Genomic DNA, 19,670 nt, shown 5'->3' on the forward strand with positions numbered 1-19,670 from the left:
TTTTGTGAAATTCAAACGGTTGTTTGAATTTATTTTTGACGGTGGAATTTAAGCCCAATATGTATTTTTTGAAGCAAGTCCTTAGTAAAATTTGTTGTGCAGGACTGTTGTTTGCAGTCAGTAGTTCTAGTTATGCAAGCAATCAAATTGAAGATGTTGAAGCACGCTTGAGTAAACAAAGAGTTTGGTTTGTTGAACATGAAAGAAAAGCAGCCAAAGCGTCGCTTTCCACAATTAATAAATGGCGCGAAAGTTATGGCGACTACCCTTTATTTCCCTATATTGAATTGGCTTATCTAAAAAAACACCCTTATTTAAGCAATAAACAAGCGATTCGAGCGTTTTTGCATTTGTATGAAGGTACAGCGTTAGAGTGGTCGTTAAGAATGCCGTGGCTGCGTTATTTGGCGAAAAAGAATGAAGCGATTTTGTTTTTGAATGACTTTAAACCAACGTCAAACGCAGAGCTTAATTGCCATAAGTTAAGGTTTCAGTTGCAGATTGGTGGGAAAATTGAAGATTTAGCCGATGATATTATGCCACTTTGGGTGGTCGGAAAATCTCAGCCAAAAGCCTGTGACCCGCTGTTTAAACAATGGGCAGATGCGGGTTTGCGCACTACAGATATGGTCAAACGCCGTGTAGTACTTGCAGCCGACGGAGGGCGCCACACCCTGATACCTTATTTGACCCGTTTGCTGCCGAAATCAGAGCAAGGGTGGGCAAAGTTATGGCACAGTGTTAGACGAGATCCTGCACGAATTACTCGTTTGTCGAGTTTTAACAAAACTGCTGAGTATGCTCAAATTCAAGTATATGGTATTCAAAGGTTGATATGGCGCGATCCAGAAAGAGCAATTAAACATTATGGCAAAATGCTTGAGCATTTTAGCATTGATGCCAAATCACTCGATGAAATCCACTATACCTTTGCTTTAGCGCTCGCCAGTAAAGGGCATGACCAAGCGACACAGTGGCTAACGCGTATTCCACGGCATTTAAAAGATAGCAAAATTGTACACTGGCATTTGGCTACTTATTTAAGAAACAAGCAGTGGGATAAGGTAATTGATTTGTATCATTCATTACCTGAGTCATTGCAAGCTTTATCCGCCAACAAATATTGGTTGGCGCGAGCCGAGGTGGCATTAGGTATTAATAGTGAATCGGCAAGTTTTACTCAGTTAGCGCAAACTCGGCATTATTATGGTTTTTTAGCTGCGGCTCGTACGCAGATTAAATACCACTTAAACCACAAGGGCGTTGAAATTGACTTGGATATTCTTGCGCGTTTAAAAGATGCGCCGAGTGCTAAACGCGCGTACGAATTTTTTGTGCTGCAAAGATATACTCAAGCCAGACGCGAATGGTACAAATTTAAACAAGGTTTAGATAAAATTGAGCAAGCCAATGCGGCGTATTTAGCCCATCAGTGGCATTGGTATGACCAAGCATTGCGCGGTATTTCACAGGCTGGTTACCATGATGAGGTGAGTTTACGCTTTCCGCGAGCCTATGTCGATTTGTACCAAAAGTATAGTGAACAAGCTGGCATCGAATTGACACTGGCAATGGCAGTCAGTCGCCGAGAAAGTTCGTTTATGGTTGATGCCAACTCGTCTGCTGGTGCTAGAGGTTTGATGCAAATCATGCCGGCAACCGCTAAAACGCTGGCCGGGCGAAAGTTTAATCCTTACCGATTATTTACTGCCGAAACCAATGTCGAATTAGGCACAAAATATCTAGCTCAACTAACCGACAGAATGAATGGGCAAATTCCACTGGCGATTGCTTCATACAATGCCGGTTATCACAGAGTGTTAAAATGGATACCGCAAGAAGAGCCTGTGCCACTAGACATTTGGATAGAAACAATCCCATACAAAGAAACCAGAGAATATGTGAAGGCAGTTTTAGCTTATCAACAAGTTTATGAGCTATTTAATCAGCAACCTAAAGATATCTTTGCGGATATTGTTAATAAACATGTGGTAAAGCGGCGCTAATGATAAAACCTATCTGTTGAGGGAGCAGCTGCAAAGGAATAACTTTACGTTATTTTTTGCAGCTTTACTTGCCGATTGACTGGCTCATTGGTAAAGTTAGGCCAATTTTGCCGTTCAGTATTTGCTAAGGGATCCCACCCAATGTTTTTAAAAAAACTACGTGGAGTTTTTTCCAACGATCTGTCTATAGATTTAGGGACAGCTAACACACTTATTTATGTAAAAGATCAGGGTATCGTTTTAAATGAACCTTCAGTTGTTGCTATTCGCCAAGAGCGTGCGGGTGGACAACGCAGTGTTGCTGCGGTTGGTGCCGCAGCTAAACAAATGTTAGGTCGTACACCAGGTAATATTAAAGCAATTCGGCCGATGAAAGACGGTGTAATTGCGGACTTTTACGTGACCGAAAAGATGTTGCAGTACTTTATCAAACAAGTCCACAACAACAATTTACTCCGTCCTAGCCCTCGAGTCCTCATTTGTGTGCCATGTGGTGCAACTCAAGTTGAACAAAGAGCGATTAAAGAATCTGCCTTAGGGGCAGGTGCACGCGAAGTTTATTTAATCGAAGAACCAATGGCAGCGGCGATTGGTGCTGATTTGCCCGTTTCAGAGCCAACTGGTTCAATGGTGGTCGATATCGGTGGTGGTACTACGGAAGTTGCGATTATATCGTTAAACGGTATTGTTTATTCTTCATCAGTTCGCATTGGTGGTGATAAATTTGACGAAGCTATTATATCTTACGTGCGTCGTAATTTTGGTAGCTTAATCGGTGAAGCAACTGCAGAGCGTATCAAGCATGAAATTGGTTCAGCTTATCCAGGCGACGAAGTTCGAGAAATCGAAGTACGTGGCCGTAACGTCGCAGAAGGTGTGCCACGTAGCTTTACATTAAATAGCAATGAAATTTTAGAGGCGCTGCAAGAGCCATTGCAAGGCATTGTCAGTGCGGTCATGGTCGCATTAGAACAATCACCACCAGAGCTTGCTTCCGACATTAGTGAGCGTGGTATGGTTTTAACAGGCGGTGGTGCTTTGTTAAAAGACCTAGACAGACTATTGATGGAAGAAACTGGTATCCCGGTTGTGATTGCGGACGACCCATTAACTTGTGTAGCTCGTGGCGGCGGTAAAGCCATTGATATGATTGATATGCACGGTGGCGATTTATTTGCGTACGATTAATTAATCGCATATGACTCCACTATTCGCCAATGGGCCAGCACTGCAACTGCGCATTATTATCGCCGTAGTGTTGTCCCTTGTGCTGATGTTTGTCGATCATAGATTAAAAGGATTTGACTCTATTCGAGTTTATTTAAACTCATTGGTGAGTCCAATTTTATACGCGGCAAACTTACCTCAGAGTATGTTAGATTGGTCGGCTGAATCGCTTTCTTCGCGCCACTCGTTATTGGAAGAAAACGCGCGGCTACGTGAAACCAATTTGTTACTGCAAGAAAGTGTATTACGGATGCAGTTTTTGCAGCGCGAAAATACTCGTCTCAGAGCTTTATTAGAATCCCCCGTTCGCCAAGATATCCGTAAAATGGTTGCAGAAGTTATGTCGGTAACCAGTAACCCCAATAGCCATCAAGTGTTGTTGAATCGAGGTTCTCTAAACGGTGTATACGAGGGACAAGCCGTTTTAGATGAAAATGGCATTGTTGGCCAAGTGGTTGATGTTGCACCTACAACCAGTCGAGTATTGTTAATTACTGATATTACCCATGCTATTCCAGTTAGAGTTGCGCGCAACTCAGTGCGTAGTATCGCAGCAGGGACTGGCTCAATGGCAAGGCTTGAATTGAACTATGTGCCACATTCTGCGGATATTCGAGAAGGTGACTTACTTGTCAGCTCTGGTTTAGGGCAAAAATATCCAGAAGGTTACCCTGTTGCTGAAGTTTCACGGGTGATCAGTAATGAAAGTCTGCCGTTTGCACAAATTCAAACTCAACCAATTGCTCAATTGGATCGGATTCGATATTTATTATTGTTATGGCCACCAAATGCGCCGACTAAACCAACTAAAGCCACTTTGAAAGAAATTAAACGTGATGCCAAGGAGCTGATTCAATGATAGGTTCCCGTTCGCTTATTGCACTTAGCTTATTGCTAACGTTAATTTTGGCGATGGCGCCGTTACCTAGTTATGTGGAAGCATTTCGACCAGACTGGGTGTTGCTTGTATTGTTTTATTGGGCGATAGCTTTGCCTCATAGAATTAATGTTGGCAGCGCATTTGTTGTTGGCGTGTTATATGACATTTTGTTGGGAAACGTGCTTGGGTTGCACGCTTTATTGTTATCATTGGTCGTGTATATAGCCGCTGTCAATCATCTAACCATTCGCAACCTGTCAATTTGGCAACAGGCGTTAATCGTGGCTATGGTTAGTGCGTTTTATCATTTGGTTGACTATTGGATCCAACATTTTTTAACCACAGTCTATTTTTTACCAGAGTTGCTCTGGCCAGCGGTGACCAACGCATTTATATGGCCTTGGGCATTTCTATTACTGCGCAAATATCGACGAAAACTCAGAATAAGATAAGAACAGATTAGCATGGCTCAAATATACCTCGCATCACGCTCACCGCGACGCCGTGAACTATTAACTCAACTGAACATCCAATATGATTTGGTCGACGGTGATATCGACGAGCGCCAATTAACGGGCGAATCGGCAACGGACTATGTTGTGCGTTTGGCCAGTGAAAAAGCCCAACAAGGATGGCGCAATAGTGCACAAGATAAACCCGTTTTGGGCGCAGATACTATAGTGGTTTATCAGCAACAGCTACTGGGTAAACCGCAAAGCCAACAAGACGCTGTGCAGACGTTGACATTATTATCAGGCAACAAACACCAAGTGATCACTGCGATTGCTGTGTGTTACCAACAGTCTATCGAAACGCTGTGGGTGGAAAGTGATGTTGAATTCGCTGACATCAGCAAGGATGAAATATTGGCTTATTGGCAAACAGGTGAACCACAAGACAAAGCGGGCAGTTACGCCATTCAAGGCATAGGTGGGCAGTTTGTCAAACGAATACAGGGTAGTTATTCCGCCATTGTTGGCCTACCTTTATATGAAACTAAGCAGCTAGTACATAAGGTTATTCAACAATTATGAGTGCAGAATTATTAATTAATGTCACCCCAACCGAAACTCGTGTCGCCGTTGTTGAAAATGGCAGCTTGCAAGAAGTTCATATTGAAAGACAAGCCAAAAAGGGTCTAGTCGGTAATATTTATTGTGGCAAAGTGAGCCGTGTCTTGCCGGGGATGCAGGCCGCTTTTATTGATATAGGGTTAGATAAAGCCGCATTTTTACATGCCTCAGATATTACCGTTCACGATGAGGTGCGGGATGAAGATGCGATAACAGAAGCCTTACCCGTGCGTGATATCAAAGACCTAGTTAAAGAAGGGCAAAATATTGTTGTGCAGGTGGTAAAAGATCCATTGGGCACTAAAGGCGCTCGTTTAACCACTGACATCACAATTCCATCTCGTTATTTAGTTTTTATGCCAGGTGCCGAACATGTTGGTGTATCGCAGCGCATTGAAAGTGAATCTGAACGTGAGCGTTTAAAAGAAATTGTCAGTCAGTACACAGACGATAAAGGCAGTTTTATTGTTCGCACGGCCGCCGAAGGTGTTGAGCAAATGGAGTTAGAGCAAGATGCATTGTTTCTCCGCAGAGTTTGGAACAAGATTCTGAAACGGCAAAAGCAAAGTGGCAAAATCCGCCGACTGTATGAAGATTTAACCCTGGCTTTTAGAATCTTGCGCGACTTAGTTGGCACTGAGCCTGAGCGCATTCGGGTGGATTCAAAACTGGCTTACGAACAACTTTTAGATTTCGTTTCTGAGTTTATTCCTAACCTTAAGCGTGCCATGGAGTATTACCCAGGTGAACGGCCGATTTTCGATCTGTTTGATGTTGAAAACGAAATTCAGCGTGGTTTAGAACGCAAAGTGCAATTAAAGTCAGGCGGATATTTGATCATAGATCAAACAGAGGCAATGACCACAATTGATATTAATACGGGTGCTTTTGTTGGCCACAGAAACTTGGAAGATACGATTTTTAATACCAATATTGAAGCAACCCAAGCAATCGCTCGCCAGCTTAGGCTACGTAATTTAGGTGGGATTATTATTATAGATTTTATCGATATGAATAATGAAGACCACAAACGCCGAGTATTACATAGTTTGGAAGTTGCTTTATCCAATGACAGAACTAAATGTAATATTCATGGTTTTTCTGCGCTTGGTTTGGTTGAAATGACACGCAAGCGTACTCGAGAAAGCTTGGAACATATATTGTCTGACGCTTGCCCGTGTTGCCAAGGTCGAGGTAGTTTAAAAACGGCTGAAACTATATGTTACGAAATACTTCGTGAGGTGGTTAGGGTCAACCGAGCTTACGATGCCGACAAATTTGTGATTTATGCATCGCCCGCGGTATGTGAATATATGTTAAGTGAAGAATCGCACGCTCTTGCCGAACTTGAACTCTTTATTGGAAAACAAATCAAAGTACAAGGTGAACCGCTCTACGGGCAAGAGCAATATGATGTGGTAATGATTTAGTGAAACTAACAGGATTTCTATCCGCTTTTATTCGCAAGTTATGGTTTAGCTTTGCGTTACTCTTGGTTGCGTCTGCATTGGTTATTAGCGCAGTGCGGGTTGGACTCCCTTACGCTAGTCATTTTAAGCCGCAAATAACCCAATGGTTTACTCAGCAATTTAATCAAGAAATTGCCATTGTTGATCTTTCAGCTGATTGGCAAGGGGCTGGGCCTGTTGTACAACTTAAAGGGTTTGAATTTTTACTCGAGCCAGATGCAAACGCGCCAGTTGTAGTCAGTGTTGAACAAGTCGATCTTGAATTAGATTTTTGGCAGAGCCTGCAGCAACGGGCATTGGTCGTGCGTAATTTCGTATTAGATGGTGTGCGGGTGCAAATAGATTTTGCCCAAATGGAAGCTGCGCAGCGCTCGGGTTCTGAAATCGCAGTGGTTGAGTTATTTGAAACCATCTTTTTGGAGCAGTTCCATCGATTTGATGTCAAAAATAGTTTAGTCACCTTGATCACGCCGCAAGGCGATAGCCACGATATTACCGTACATCAACTTAAATGGTTTAACCAAGCGTCAGACCACCAAGGGGTGGGTAAGTTTTCATTAGAGGGAATTGAAGCAGATAAACTCGCTTTTATTCTTGATTTAAAAGATGTAGGGGACGGTGAATATGATGGGCAATTTTATGTCAGTGCCGACGGAATAGATTTTGCGACATGGTTGCGGCCCTATGTCGCAAAAACTGCGCGTAACCTGCAAAGTAAATTACATTTTGAAGCATGGGCAGATATACAGCAAAGTCGTTTTGATTCAATTCTATTTAATATTGACCCGAGTGAACTGACTTGGTATTTAGGCAAAAAGAAACATAAATTAGAATTGGTCAGTGGACAACTACAGGCTCGGCTTGATCAAGATATTCCCCAACTTTATCTCTATGATTTTAGTTTCGCTCAAGGGGATAAGTTATGGGGCGGTTTAAATGTGCAAGGCGAGCAACGAGATGGTAGCTGGCAGCTATATGCGCGTGAGGTTAATTTAGCGCCGTTAAAGCCATTACTGGCACTGACGTCGTTTTCAGCACATATAGATAAATTTGCTAACGCGTTGATTACTGAACCGCACATCGATAATTTGCATGTTAAATTTAACCAAGACAATTCGTGGTTGTTCTCAGCTCAATTGGAAGCACTCAGTTGGCAAGGGATTCAAGGTTTACCTGATTTACAAGATTTATCGGCCAGAGTCAGTGGGCAAAATGGCCTAATCAAACTGGATTGGCAATTACCAGAGCAAGACATTAATTGGCCTAGCCTTTACAGCGACAAGCTCAGCGGTACTTCAATACAGATGCTGAGTTATATTCGCTACCCAGTTGTTAAAGATAAATTTAAACTAACGACACAAAAACTTGGCTGGCAATTCTATGTACCTGAAATAAGTTTAACCTCTGCTGAGGATACCATCAAAGGGCAATTCTCGCTTGATATGCAACCTGACCAATCGCCAGAGTTGTCGGCGCATGCTGTATTGCCACAATTATCGGTTAAAAAAGTCAAAACTTGGTTACCTGCTAGTTTGTTGGGACAAGATACTTATGCATATTTGCAACGTGCGTTAGTTAGTGGTGAGGTAGCCCATGGCCAAGTCGTTTTCCAAGGGCGGCTAGCAGACTTTCCGTTTGCCCAAAATCAGGGGCTATTTCATACCCGACTGCACACTCAAAATGTAAATTTCGCTTTTCAACCTGACTGGCCGAGCTTAACCGAAATGCAGTTACAACTTGATTTTATTAACAGTGCTTTGTTAATGCAAAGCCAGCAAGCAAAGTTGTTAGATGCCACAGTACTAGGGGTTGATGCAAAAATTGATAATTTGGGCTCCAGAGAGGCTCTATTGACTATTTCTGCGGATGCAGAGGCCAGTGGTAAGGCGGCAACTGAAGTGATGCTTAAAGGCAGTTTAGCGGGCTCTGTTGGTAAAGCTTTGGAGCAAATTGTGGTGGATGGTGTGTTATCCACCAATCTCAACCTAGCGATTCCTTTATTAAACCCCAACTCACTAAACGCCAATGGTTCGGTATTGTTTGATGGCAATCAAGTGCTGGTGAAAGCCACTGGCTTTCAGTTTGAACATGTCAATGGTTTGCTTGAATTTGATATGGACAAACTTTCTTCGAAAAAAATGACTTTCGATTGGGGACCCGTACCTTATCAAATTGACTTAGCCAGTGAGCAAACTGATGACGGCTATCAGGTTAACTTAGACCTGCGCGGCAAGTGGCCTTTGGAGGCGATACTGACCCACAGAGGATTATTAAGTTTAGCCGATCGAGTTAAAGGCAATGCCGATATTGACGGACATTTGGCCATGAACTTTAATCAAACTCAATTTGATTATCGACTGGATGTTGCTACTGATCTCCACGGTGTAAAAGTGCAATTGCCCAAACCTTTTGACAAAAAAGCTCAGCATTTGCAGTTGACTAACTTAACCATCTCGGGCGATCAAGACACCTCGTTATTTGAATTTAGCTCAGGTGAAAACATTCGATTTAACGCTGTTTTACCTCATCAAGAGCAAGCTTTTAGTCGAGCTTATTTGGTGTTAGGACAAGATGTATTGTCTGCGCCAGCAGCAGGCTTCAATATCGCGATTCATCTGCCTCAGGCGAATATACAAGAGTATGTTGAACTGATTAGTTTAGTGCAATCAGATTTAAGCCAGTTACCCGCCAGTGATAGCAGCCTGATAGGTTTGCCGCAGCGCATTCGAGGTGGTATTCAAGAGTTGTCAGTCGGCCCACTAAATTGGCGCCATTTATCGTTTGACTTAAACCGCAGAGACAATTTGTGGACGACGCAAATTCAATCGCAACAGTTTAACGGATTGCTGAATATACACGATGATCTGATGGTTAAAGGGATCGAGGTTATTGCAGATAATTTTTTGATTGAAACCAATAAAAGTTTAACCAGCCAAACCCCATTTGAGCAGGCAGAAATAAAACAAATATTTGATGCGATCCCGCCAATTAAATTTACCTGTAAAGCATGCTCAGTTGATAGCAAACAATTGGGTGAGGTGAATTTAGAAATTGCCCGGACATCGCCAAAAGATGTAGTGCTAAATCGTTTTGAGCTGAACTATCGTGGCAATAAAGTAAATGCTACAGGTCTTTGGCGGATTGACGACCAACTCAAGAGTAGTAGTAAATTGCGCGGTACCATCAACAGTAAAGACTTTGGTTGGTGGTTACGAGATTACCAATTAACTTCGGCAATTCGAGATTCATCTTTGGATGCAACTTTTAATCTAAGCTGGGATAGGTCGCCATTGAATTTAGGTTATAAAGACTTAAATGGTTCAATGAACTGGAAATTGGGCGAAGGTTATTTAACGGAAGTTTCAGATAAAGGTGCTCGGATATTAAGTGTGTTGAGCTTAGATTCGCTGGTGCGCAAACTCAAATTAGACTTTAGGGATGTATTTAGCAAAGGCTTGTTCTACAATTCAATGAAGGGCAGTGTTCAATTGACCAATGGCCTAGCATACACAGACAACACCTATATGGATGGGGTTGCGGGTAATATGGAGGTTAAAGGTTCGACTAATCTAGTCTCGCAAGGGTTGAATTATCAAGTGAAGTTTAGCCCTAAAGTGACTAGTAGTTTGCCGATTTTGATTGCTTGGATGGTAAATCCTGTAACTGGGATTGCTGCGCTAGCAATTGATCAAGTCATAGAATCTGCTGATGTTATTTCTCAAATAGAGTTTGATATTAGCGGCACAATTGATTCACCAGTCATTGTTGAAACTGCACGTAAGAGTAAAGCGGTAAAATTGAACGCAGCAAAAGGCAAAGTGAATAAAAAAGGCACAAGCCCTGCTAAATCGAATTAAATGCAACCATAGAGAGGTCGAATTATGAATGTATCCGTTGTGACGATCCAAATACATTCTTCGCCAAAAGTTGAAGACAATCTAACTTGGTTAGCCCAACAGCTTAGTAAAATTGAGCGGGCAGAGAATACATTGGTTGTGTTACCCGAATGTTTTGCATGTTTTGGTGGCAGTGAAACAGCGCAGCAACTTGTAGCGGAAGACTATGGCAACGGGCCTATTCAAGACTTTATTGCTCATCAAGCCAAAAAATACGACTTATGGATAGTTGCTGGCAGTATGCCGATTAAATGCCCAAGCACAGCGTTGATTAGTGCGGCTAGTTTGCTCTTTTCACCAGATGGTCAGTGTCATGCACGCTACAATAAAATTCACTTGTTTGATGTGGAGATAGCCGATAATACAGCTGTTTATCGAGAAAGTGGCACCACTATTGCTGGCACAGAGCCTGTCGTTGCTCATACACCATTTGCCAATATTGGTATGTCCGTTTGTTATGATGTTCGTTTTCCTGAACTATATCGGCATATGCAAGCAAAAGGGGCCGATATAATTGTGATTCCGAGTGCTTTCACTCATGTCACAGGTGAAGCGCATTGGGATGTATTAATGCGAGCTAGAGCGATAGAAAACCAGTGTTTTGTTGTTGCCGCTAATCAAACAGGCATACATCAGAACGGCCGCGAAACCTATGGTCATTCTTTGGTTGTTGATCCTTGGGGCAGCATTGTCCATCAGCATGCTGAGCAAAGTGGCATTCGTCAAAGCGACATTGATTTGAACCAACTTAATCAAATTAGGCGCAAAATGCCTAATTTGCAACACAGAAAATTTTTGTAAGAGATTAAATGAGTATTCAAACAGATAGTATTTTAGTTCAATCATCACTCGATATTAGTGATTTAGAAAAAACTTTATCTTTTATGCATCAGCGTAAACTTGATTATGCTGATCTATTCTTTCAAACCAGCCAACACGAATCATGGGTATTGGAAGATGGTATCGTTCGAGATGGTACCTTTAATATAGAAAAAGGGGTTGGTGTTAGAGCTGTTGAAGGTGAAAAAACCGGTTTTGCCTATTCGGATGAAATTAACTTTGATGCATTAACGCAAGCTGCGACAGCGGCGCGCGGAATTACCACAGCTTCGGATAGCTTTAAACTACCAGTATTAACACAGGGTAAAGCAATTCAAGCTTATGGTGGACAAAATCCATTTGGCAGTTTAACGCCTGAACAGAAAGTTGCATTGTTAAAAGATGTAGAGGCAGTGGCCCGAGCGCAAGATCCACGTGTTAAACAAGTTATCGCCAGTTTATCTGCTGTGTATGAAGAAGTATTAATAGCAGCCAGCGATGGCACGTTAGCTAGCGATATTCGGCCGCTTGTTCGTTTAAATTGTACTGTTTTAGTTGAAGCAAACGGTCGTCGAGAAAGTGGTTCTGGCGGTGGTGGTGGCCGTACTGACTATGGTTATTTTTTTGAGTTAGCCGATGGCGATATCCGCTTTCATCAATATGCCAAAAAAGCGGTGCAACAAGCACTAATTAATTTAGAAGCGATTGAAGCACCTGCTGGTTCTATGCCTGTCGTGCTGGGTGCAGGCTGGCCTGGTGTGCTGCTACATGAAGCTGTTGGTCATGGGTTAGAAGGCGATTTTAATCGCAAAGGCTCGTCAACTTATGCTGGTAAAATTGGTCAAAAGGTCGCATCAGAACATTGTACTATTGTGGATGACGGCACCATGCTTAACCGACGTGGCTCGCTGAATGTAGATGATGAAGGCGTTGAAGGCCGCTATAACGTTTTGATCGAAAAAGGTGTGCTTAAAGGTTATATGCAAGACAAAATGAATGCTCGGTTGATGGGTGTTGACCCGACGGGTAATGGTCGTCGAGAAAGTTATGCGCATTTGCCGATGCCACGAATGACCAATACCTACATGTTGGCGGGTGAGCATGAGCCAGAAGAAATTATTGCATCCGTTAAGAAGGGGGTATATGCACCTAACTTTGGTGGCGGCCAAGTTGATATTACCTCAGGTAAATTTGTTTTCTCTAGCTCAGAGGCATATTTAATCGAAGATGGCAAAATTACTGCGCCCATCAAAGGGGCAACATTGATTGGCAATGGCCCTGAAGCAATGCAGAAGGTTTCAATGGTTGGTAATGACCTCGCACTAGATTTAGGTGTTGGTGTATGCGGTAAAGATGGGCAAAGTGTGCCTGTAGGTGTTGGCCAGCCCACGTTGAAATTAGATGAGTTGGTTGTAGGTGGCACAGGTTAATTAGCTGGTGACCTCCATCAACGAGCTTATTTCGTCGACTAGCAGGGTTTCAGCTTCATCACAAATAAGGTGCTCTTTTGCGTAAAGCAAACCCTGTTTAACTGGAATAAATTGTGCCTCAACCAATTTAACCACCATACTAATTTGCATGGCCTGCGACACGCAGGCACTTATGCTATACGGGCTAATAAAAACTGCATTATTACCTGGAAATTCTCTAAGTACTTCATCTGGTAATTGCCAAAATTCTGCACAAGCGCTGGTGAGTTGGTGCGCTTTATTTTGCATTAGGTTTTTAAGTGCACTGGAATTAGGTGGGGTATTTGGGTCAACGACTTTGAAGGCATCAACCATAAGCCGAAATACAACCATTTTGCCAACCTGGTAAAGCAGTGCGACAAAATAAGCGACTTCACCTTCTTCTTCACCTAGTAGCTCGCTAGCAAGTTTGCGAGCGTATTCTGCTGAATGCTGTGCGTGAAGCCAAATTCTTTCACCAAAGAGTTTAAAATACACGTTTGATGGTGGGGTTAACTGTTTTATAAAACCAATTAATACGCCTTCTTTCACCCCTGTCGTGCCTAAATTGACAAAGGCTGTTTTAATATCACTAACAGGCTTAATGCCACGTTTGTATTTAGCCGAGTTGGCTTGCTTAATTAACATAGCAGCAATGACAGGCTCAGACTCAACTTGTTTCAATACCTGCGGCAAATCGAACTCTTGATCGTTTAACGCTTGCATCAACTTAGTCACAGAAGTCGGCATGGCTGGCATTTCGTTTAAAATGAGTTCAGGGGTATGTATAAGTTCAACAATTTTTTCAACGACAAACTGACTGAGTTTGTCTTCGGTGACATTGTTTGGGCAACGACCGAGTAAATAGTCATAGAAAGCTTGGTTAACATTCGGTGATTGTGTTGTGTCAGACGTGTTTGTTGCAGGCGCATGATTGTTTTTAGGCTGGTCGAGGTCTAACTCTTCACTATCTACTCGTGATTTAGCAAATGCTTCGTAATCTGGTTGCGCAAGTGACGGGGAAATACTTGATAAAACTGTATTTAGCAACTGCATAAACATAATCATAAGCTCCTAGCTTTTATGATGTAATAAGCATGGCCTGAAAATGGTAATTTTACAAAGATCTTTTGGTGATATTTTTATGCCATGTTGTCTGTATAATGGAGTCATCAAGTAATATATTGGAAGCAAAATTGTACAATGAACAATTGTTATCAAGCCTATCAAGCAATCATTTTTGATATGGATGGAACTTTAGTTGATAGTGGTCAACTACATCAACATGCATGGATAGACACGCTAAACAAGTATGCAATACCAATTGAACCAGCTCTAATGCGCTCGCTAGCGGGCGTACCAACCAAAGAAACGATTGAGATATTGGTCAAACATTTTAACGTTGAACTGACCGCAACCAGTGCTGAAATTAATGATTATAAAGAGCAGATAGTGCGCCAAACTATGTTGGACTATGTTAAGCCAACTCAGTTAGCTGAATTAGCGATTGCAAATAAAGGCAAACGTCCTATGGCTGTTGGTACAGGTGCGTATACCGAAGAAGCAAAGATGATTTTGCAAGCTTGTGGCTTGTTTGAGTTGATTGATTTTGTGGTGGGAGCAGATCAGGTTGCTAATCCAAAACCTGCGCCCGATACATTTTTACATTGTGCTAAGTTAATGGCGATAGCACCGCAACATTGTATTGTGTTTGAAGATGCACAAACGGGTATGCAAGCCGCGCGAGACGCAGGCATGGATGTGGTTGATGTTTTAGAAACTTTTAATATTAAAAACGACTACTTTTTAGAATAAACAACAGCAGGTGCCTGGCACCTGCTTTGCCCACAATAACAAATGTCCGCGTTTAGCCTTGCGCCATTAGCTCACGTAAATCAATAACAGCAGCATTGGCTCTAGATACATAGTTAGCCATTACTAAGCTGTGGTTGGCTAAGAAGCCAAAACCATCACCGTTTAAGATCATTGGACTCCACACGGTTTGTTGAGTCGCTTCTAGCTCGCGTATGATTTGACGTAAACTAACTTGGGCATTCTTCTTTTCTAGCACGTCAGCAAAGTCAACTTCCACCGCTTTAAGAAAATGCAATAATGCCCAGCAAGTTCCACGTGCTTCATAAAATACATCGTCAATTTTCCACCAATTGGTTTTAACATTTTGCTGCATAGGCGCATAAGTCGATTGGCTTGCCGCATTGTCACCGGCTAAATTTGTGTTAAATCGCTTTTGCCCAACACTCGCACTCAATTTTTGTGAGGTTGAACCTAAACGTTTTTCCACTTCTTTTAACCAATCGCGTAAATTATCCGCTCGAGAATAGAATTGCGCATCCGATTGATTATCGTCAATTAACCTCGCGCGGTAACGCTCTACCGCTGCAATAGCGTTAGCATATTCACCTTCAGCACTTGGCCATGCCCAGTTGGTATGATCAATATTAAATTGTGGTTGGGCAAATTTTAAATCTATATCTTCTTGCGACTGTGACTGCGAGCGGCTGAAATCTTTGCGCATCGCTAAGGCCAAGTCACGTACTTGTTCAAGCACGCCAAACTCCCACGCTGGCATATTGTCTAAAAATACCGACGGCGGCATCACATCATTCGCTAAAAAGCCACCAGGTTTATTTAACAAAGTGCTAGCAACTTCGATTAACGCAGTTGAAGTTGGATAGCCGGTAATTTTGCTATGTGGCTTAGATAGTTCGTCAATGTTCATCACATCAGGTTCTTGGCTCCACCAAATACTGATAACCCAAAACAGTAAAGCAATAGCAGCAAAGGCACTCAAACCCCAATTTATTACATTGCGTTGCATATAATCTCCTTAGTGATGATGGTGGTGGTTATGTTTGCCACCTGCCATCTTGCTTAAATTGGCTGTTACTTTATAGCTGTTGTTTTTTACATCAAAAAATTCCAGCTGTACGGTATTTTGGCTAAACCAAGTATCCGATAAATTGATTAACATTAGATGATAACCGCCAGGTTTTAGTTCAAGTTTACCGTTTGCTGGAATGGTGAGTTGCTCCACTTGCATCATATGCATCATTTCTCCGTGCATCATGGTTTGGTGAAACTCGACTGACTGACTGATAGAGCTATTGGCGAATGCCAGAGTAATATCTTGGTTGGCACTATTAGATATGGTGACATAGGCTGCAGTTTGTTTTTGCCCCGGTGGCAACAACCTGACGGTTGCATTTGAAAACGACAGCTGTGCAAATGCGTTCGATATACAACCAAAAAATAATATACAAGCGAAAAATTTAACCATTTAAAAATTGCCATTAAAAGAAAAGCTTAGTTAAGCTTATTGTAACTAAGCTTATTTTCAAGGCAATCTTTATCTAATGCCCATTGGGGTATGTGTTTTTATATTGAGTGAGCGGTTAATGTCGTTAGGCAAAACATCTAACCAGCTACCGTACACTGGGTTGGGTACAATAAACCAGCGGCTGCCCCACATTTCATCGTATTGAGAAGTCAGTTTTTTACGTGCTGTCACAGGTAAAGTAGACACTTGTGGGATCATTTGGTTTATGTCATCACCGACAATCATCAATATTCGATAACGTTTGGCGATAAACTCGCGGCGACTGCTTTGGTCTTGATTCCAATCAGAATATTCGCCACGAAAGAACATTTGATCTTTTGGGAAGGCAATAGAAACTCGTTTTAACATGCGTAAGGTTTGAGTTTTGACTGGGCAAGGGTCGCGTGGGGTTGGTTTACACACACGATCAGATATCAATAGTACAGTCACACCTAGGCTAGCCGCTTTTTCTAGTAACGTCATGACATGAGGCACAAGCGGTGCTCGTTCAATGTTCATCCAATTTTGAAATTGTTTTTCATCATGCTTTTTGTCTTTTAGCACTAGCGAAGCACGGTAAGACAAGGTATGAATAAGGGTTTCATCTAAATCTAAAATAATTGCATTGGGTAGCTGGTTTAGGCCTTTTTGGCCGAATTGCTCGATAGCGGCGGTCCAACTTTCGTCAAAAACCGCTTCTTGCAGTTGATTGGCCGCGGCTTTAAAGGTTTGCGATAAAATCGCTTGATACTCAGCCGATGTTTGCATCCAAGCGACCGCGCGAGCAGCTTCGTTTGCCGCAAGTTTGTTATTCAGAGTGATAGATAAACTGATTATTAAAATGAATGTTTTGGTTATCTTTAACATGGCTGAAATGTTGACCGCTTAATAAGTGATAGTTTTAGTATCGGCCAAAACGTTTATTTTTTGAATAAAAACTGTTGCGCAATATACTAAGTAACTTCTAAGGTTTAAATATAGGACTTACACAACCATGGAACAGCAACCGAGAAATACTTGGTTAATTACCGGTGCGGCTTTAAGTGCAATTGCTGCTGTTATGCATCTAGCTTGCCTTTACTTTGGGGCCCCCTTATTTCGCTTTCTTGGCACAGAAGCTATGGCGCAAATGTACGAATCCGGTAACTACGCGCAACCCATTATCGCTTGCGTGGTTTTAGCGAGCATATTGTTGACTTGGTCTGCTTACGCTTTGTCTGGTGCTGGGGTTATTCGTAAACTACCTTTGTTGCGTTTAGCATTAATTTGTATCACGGGTGTATATCTGGCTAGAGCGCTGTTCTTTCCATTGATAATGCCTTATTTCCCAGAGAACAGCATGTTGTTTTGGTTAACGTCGTCTGGGGTTGTGTTTGTTTTCGGGGCAGTTCATTTAATTGGTTTTAAGAAGATGTTGTCTCGCAAAATACAATAATTTATTGTCTTTTAGACATTGGATATTTTCTTTTGAAAAATAAACAACTTAATACAGGAATTGTTGGTTATAGACCTTTTAGAAAAATCAAAGTAGCTTGTAAGGGTGTTTATTTAGCTGTTTTGTCTGATTTCTCTGTAGCCTACAAATTGGTAATGTCCGTAGTTTTGATGGTTGCCTTTTTTTATTTTAGGCAATGGTTAGATTTTAGCTTGGTTCTGTTAGCAACAGCTTTGGTTTTAGTTGCCGAGATGTTTAACACAGCGCTAGAAGCCTTATGTGATTTTGTTGAACCAAAGCAAAATCAACAAATTGGCCTAATAAAAGATGTTGCTGCGGGGGCTGTTGGAGTCTGTATATTTATCTGGACCATAATTATTTTAATTGAGATCTACAGAGCTGCAGTACTATTGGAAGTTTGGTAGTTGTTATGGACATTGCAAAATGAGTAGGCGGAGTAAAACTCTCCGCCTGCTAGGATTATTTAGCTTGAGCTCGTTCGTAAGAAGAAACGATTTCAGCTTTAGCAGCAGCTGCATCTTCCCAGCCGTCAACTTTAACCCATTTGCCCTTTTCAAGCTCTTTATAACGCTCGAAGAAGTGAGTGATTTGAGCTTTTAACAATTCGTCTAAGTCGTTTACGTCTTGTACGTGGTCGTAAATTTTAGTTAGTTTGCTTACTGGAACGGCAACAACTTTAGCGTCTTCACCAGACTCATCAGTCATTTTTAATACGCCAACTGGACGACATTTAATAACCGCACCTGGTACCAATGGGTATGGGGTCGGGACCAATACGTCAACAGGGTCACCATCTAACGATAAAGTGTCGTTTACGAAACCATAGTTGCAAGGGTAGAACATAGGTGTTGCCATAAAACGGTCAACCCATACTGTGCCAGTATCTTTGTCTACTTCATATTTGATTGGATCAGCATTTGCTGGAATTTCAATCACAACGTTAATTTCATCTGGTAAATTTTTACCTGCTGGTACGTCAGATAAGCTCATATCTATTCCTTAATTTAGTTTGATTTGTTAAATTTGCGCTTATTATAACTGTATGAAGTGAAATGGCGAATAAACTTGCCAAATATTCACAGTCTTATTTTGGAAATAGCATGACAATGAAAAGTTACCGTTTAGTGATAGATTGCCCTGATAGAGTTGGCATAGTAGCCGCTGTTTCACGTTTTTTAGCTGAACATAATGCTTCAATAGTTGAAGCAAACCATCACTGCGATAAACAAGCTAAATGGTTTTTTATGCGCAATGAAATTGAAGCGCAGTCAATCGAATTAAGTTTAGCGGAATTTAAGCAAGAATTTGCTCAATTGGCTGAGCAATTTTCGATGAATTGGAAAATTGTTGATTCGAGCGTTAAACAAAACGTTGTATTAATGGCAAGCCGTGAGTCACACTGTTTAGCAGATTTATTGCATAGATGGCATAGCGGTGAATTAGATTGCAACATAGTCGCAGTTATTGCTAACCACGAACATTTACGTCAAATGGCACAATGGCATGGTTTACCGTATCACTATGTGCCGTTTAACAAAGGTGAAAAACAAGCCGCGTTTGACCAAGTTCGTGAGCTGATTTTGCAATACAAGGCTGACACTGTTGTACTTGCGCGTTTTATGCAAATTTTCCCTGATGAATTATGTAAAGAGTTGGCGGGGCAGGTGATTAATATTCATCACAGCTTTTTACCATCATTTGCAGGTGCTAAACCGTATCATCAAGCGCACGAGCGTGGCGTTAAATTAATTGGTGCAACCTGTCACTATGTGACTGGCGATTTAGATGCAGGGCCAATTATTGACCAAGAAATAGTGCGTATTAGCCACAGAGATTCAGTTGAAGATATGGTGCGTAAAGGTAAAGAGTGTGAGAAGTCTGCGCTTGCTCGAGGCCTGCGTAGCCACATTGAAGATCGCGTTATTATTAATGGCAACAAAACTGTGGTGTTTGATTGATTTTTTGGCGCTGTAAACTATGGTGCAATTGAGTTCATTCGCTGCTTAATATTGCACACACGCCCAGCGTTGACTTATCGTGCTTTAAGTTAGTGTATAAA

18 protein-coding genes are annotated in these 19,670 nt (G+C 41.8%); 13 read left to right on the plus strand and 5 right to left on the minus strand.

The window, feature by feature from the left end:
* Positions 1–59 precede the first annotated feature (59 nt).
* The 9 genes from DS2_RS03795 (at position 60) to tldD (ending at position 12,800) form a co-directional block, all read left to right on the plus strand.
* Positions 60–2,006 carry a lytic transglycosylase domain-containing protein gene (locus tag DS2_RS03795; RefSeq protein ID WP_051479597.1) on the plus strand — a complete coding sequence of 649 codons (1,947 nt, stop codon included), beginning with the start codon at positions 60–62 and terminating at the stop codon, positions 2,004–2,006.
* Positions 2,007–2,147: 141 nt separating this feature from the next.
* Positions 2,148–3,194, plus strand: coding sequence for a rod shape-determining protein (locus DS2_RS03800; protein ID WP_035013306.1), 1,047 nt, complete (start codon positions 2,148–2,150; stop codon positions 3,192–3,194).
* A gap of 10 nt (positions 3,195–3,204) precedes the next feature.
* Positions 3,205–4,092: a rod shape-determining protein MreC gene (gene mreC, locus DS2_RS03805; RefSeq protein WP_035013307.1), complete on the plus strand. Its 888-nt coding sequence runs from the start codon at positions 3,205–3,207 to the stop codon at positions 4,090–4,092.
* Positions 4,089–4,565, plus strand: a complete 477-nt coding sequence (gene mreD / locus DS2_RS03810; RefSeq protein ID WP_035013308.1) for a rod shape-determining protein MreD — start codon at positions 4,089–4,091, stop codon at positions 4,563–4,565. The genes mreC and mreD overlap by 4 nt, the downstream gene beginning before the upstream one ends.
* Positions 4,566–4,577: 12 nt before the next feature.
* Positions 4,578–5,147, plus strand: a complete 570-nt coding sequence (locus DS2_RS03815; protein ID WP_035013309.1) for a Maf family protein — start codon at positions 4,578–4,580, stop codon at positions 5,145–5,147.
* Positions 5,144–6,616, plus strand: coding sequence for a ribonuclease G (gene rng / locus DS2_RS03820; RefSeq protein ID WP_035013310.1), 1,473 nt, complete (start codon positions 5,144–5,146; stop codon positions 6,614–6,616). The genes DS2_RS03815 and rng overlap by 4 nt, the downstream gene beginning before the upstream one ends.
* Positions 6,616–10,512 carry a YhdP family protein gene (locus DS2_RS03825; protein WP_035013311.1) on the plus strand — a complete coding sequence of 1,299 codons (3,897 nt, stop codon included), beginning with the start codon at positions 6,616–6,618 and terminating at the stop codon, positions 10,510–10,512. Before rng ends, DS2_RS03825 begins: the two co-directional genes overlap by 1 nt.
* A gap of 24 nt (positions 10,513–10,536) precedes the next feature.
* Entirely contained in the window at positions 10,537–11,352 is an 816-nt protein-coding gene (locus tag DS2_RS03830; RefSeq protein WP_035013312.1) for a carbon-nitrogen hydrolase family protein, read from the plus strand.
* Positions 11,353–11,360: 8 nt separating this feature from the next.
* Positions 11,361–12,800: a metalloprotease TldD gene (tldD, locus tag DS2_RS03835; RefSeq protein WP_035013313.1), complete on the plus strand. Its 1,440-nt coding sequence runs from the start codon at positions 11,361–11,363 to the stop codon at positions 12,798–12,800.
* Here tldD and DS2_RS03840 read toward each other — a convergent pair whose 3' ends face one another.
* Positions 12,801–13,880, minus strand: coding sequence for an HDOD domain-containing protein (locus tag DS2_RS03840; RefSeq protein WP_160168538.1), 1,080 nt, complete (start codon positions 13,878–13,880; stop codon positions 12,801–12,803).
* A gap of 141 nt (positions 13,881–14,021) precedes the next feature.
* Between DS2_RS03840 and DS2_RS03845 the strand changes: the two genes are divergently transcribed.
* The gene (locus tag DS2_RS03845) at positions 14,022–14,633 is read left to right on the plus strand and encodes an HAD family hydrolase (RefSeq protein ID WP_035013314.1); all 612 of its coding nucleotides are present in this window, start codon (positions 14,022–14,024) and stop codon (positions 14,631–14,633) included.
* Between the two features lie 52 nt (positions 14,634–14,685).
* Here the strand turns inward: DS2_RS03845 and DS2_RS03850 are convergent, their stop codons facing one another.
* The 3 genes from DS2_RS03850 to DS2_RS03860 form a co-directional block, all read right to left on the minus strand.
* Complete coding sequence (locus tag DS2_RS03850; protein ID WP_035013315.1) at positions 14,686–15,657, minus strand: DUF2333 family protein; 972 nt, start codon at positions 15,655–15,657, stop codon at positions 14,686–14,688.
* Positions 15,658–15,666: 9 nt separating this feature from the next.
* Positions 15,667–16,116 carry a copper chaperone PCu(A)C gene (locus DS2_RS03855; RefSeq protein WP_051479599.1) on the minus strand — a complete coding sequence of 150 codons (450 nt, stop codon included), beginning with the start codon at positions 16,114–16,116 and terminating at the stop codon, positions 15,667–15,669.
* 69 nt (positions 16,117–16,185) lie between these two features.
* Complete coding sequence (locus DS2_RS03860; RefSeq protein WP_051479600.1) at positions 16,186–17,022, minus strand: HAD family acid phosphatase; 837 nt, start codon at positions 17,020–17,022, stop codon at positions 16,186–16,188.
* 127 nt (positions 17,023–17,149) lie between these two features.
* On the opposite strand from DS2_RS03860, the gene DS2_RS03865 reads away from it, so the two are divergent.
* Together DS2_RS03865 and DS2_RS03870 are read left to right on the plus strand one after the other, a co-directional pair.
* Entirely contained in the window at positions 17,150–17,590 is a 441-nt protein-coding gene (locus tag DS2_RS03865; protein WP_035013316.1) for a hypothetical protein, read from the plus strand.
* Positions 17,591–17,622: 32 nt separating this feature from the next.
* Entirely contained in the window at positions 17,623–18,015 is a 393-nt protein-coding gene (locus DS2_RS03870) for a diacylglycerol kinase (protein ID WP_035013317.1), read from the plus strand.
* 55 nt (positions 18,016–18,070) lie between these two features.
* On the opposite strand, the gene ppa is transcribed toward DS2_RS03870, so the two are convergent.
* The gene (gene ppa / locus DS2_RS03875; protein ID WP_035013318.1) at positions 18,071–18,601 is read right to left on the minus strand and encodes an inorganic diphosphatase; all 531 of its coding nucleotides are present in this window, start codon (positions 18,599–18,601) and stop codon (positions 18,071–18,073) included.
* Between the two features lie 116 nt (positions 18,602–18,717).
* Here ppa and purU point away from each other — a divergent pair, with 116 nt between their 5' ends.
* Positions 18,718–19,569 (plus strand): formyltetrahydrofolate deformylase, encoded by an 852-nt coding sequence (purU, locus tag DS2_RS03880; RefSeq protein WP_035013344.1) that lies wholly within the window; start codon positions 18,718–18,720, stop codon positions 19,567–19,569.
* Positions 19,570–19,670: the final 101 nt, after the last annotated feature.

It is taken from the genome of Catenovulum agarivorans DS-2 (assembly GCF_000568405.1).
Lineage (GTDB): Bacteria > Pseudomonadota > Gammaproteobacteria > Enterobacterales > Alteromonadaceae > Catenovulum > Catenovulum agarivorans_A.

What these genes read in the sequence shown, in the direction of transcription:
- DS2_RS03815 (WP_035013309.1), top strand. Translation starts at nt 4,578, where the DNA reads ATGGCTCAAATATACCTCGCATCACGCTCACCGCGACGCCGTGAACTA.
- rng (WP_035013310.1), top strand. Translation starts at nt 5,144, where the DNA reads ATGAGTGCAGAATTATTAATTAATGTCACCCCAACCGAAACTCGTGTC.
- DS2_RS03800 (WP_035013306.1), top strand. Translation starts at nt 2,148, where the DNA reads ATGTTTTTAAAAAAACTACGTGGAGTTTTTTCCAACGATCTGTCTATA.
- DS2_RS03845 (WP_035013314.1), top strand. Translation starts at nt 14,022, where the DNA reads ATGAACAATTGTTATCAAGCCTATCAAGCAATCATTTTTGATATGGAT.
- tldD (WP_035013313.1), top strand. Translation starts at nt 11,361, where the DNA reads ATGAGTATTCAAACAGATAGTATTTTAGTTCAATCATCACTCGATATT.
- DS2_RS03865 (WP_035013316.1), top strand. Translation starts at nt 17,150, where the DNA reads ATGGAACAGCAACCGAGAAATACTTGGTTAATTACCGGTGCGGCTTTA.
- mreC (WP_035013307.1), top strand. Translation starts at nt 3,205, where the DNA reads ATGACTCCACTATTCGCCAATGGGCCAGCACTGCAACTGCGCATTATT.
- DS2_RS03830 (WP_035013312.1), top strand. Translation starts at nt 10,537, where the DNA reads ATGAATGTATCCGTTGTGACGATCCAAATACATTCTTCGCCAAAAGTT.
- ppa (WP_035013318.1), bottom strand. Translation starts at nt 18,601, where the DNA reads ATGAGCTTATCTGACGTACCAGCAGGTAAAAATTTACCAGATGAAATT.
- mreD (WP_035013308.1), top strand. Translation starts at nt 4,089, where the DNA reads ATGATAGGTTCCCGTTCGCTTATTGCACTTAGCTTATTGCTAACGTTA.
- DS2_RS03840 (WP_160168538.1), bottom strand. Translation starts at nt 13,880, where the DNA reads ATGTTTATGCAGTTGCTAAATACAGTTTTATCAAGTATTTCCCCGTCA.
- DS2_RS03855 (WP_051479599.1), bottom strand. Translation starts at nt 16,116, where the DNA reads ATGGTTAAATTTTTCGCTTGTATATTATTTTTTGGTTGTATATCGAAC.
- purU (WP_035013344.1), top strand. Translation starts at nt 18,718, where the DNA reads ATGAAAAGTTACCGTTTAGTGATAGATTGCCCTGATAGAGTTGGCATA.
- DS2_RS03795 (WP_051479597.1), top strand. Translation starts at nt 60, where the DNA reads ATGTATTTTTTGAAGCAAGTCCTTAGTAAAATTTGTTGTGCAGGACTG.
- DS2_RS03860 (WP_051479600.1), bottom strand. Translation starts at nt 17,022, where the DNA reads ATGTTAAAGATAACCAAAACATTCATTTTAATAATCAGTTTATCTATC.
- DS2_RS03850 (WP_035013315.1), bottom strand. Translation starts at nt 15,657, where the DNA reads ATGCAACGCAATGTAATAAATTGGGGTTTGAGTGCCTTTGCTGCTATT.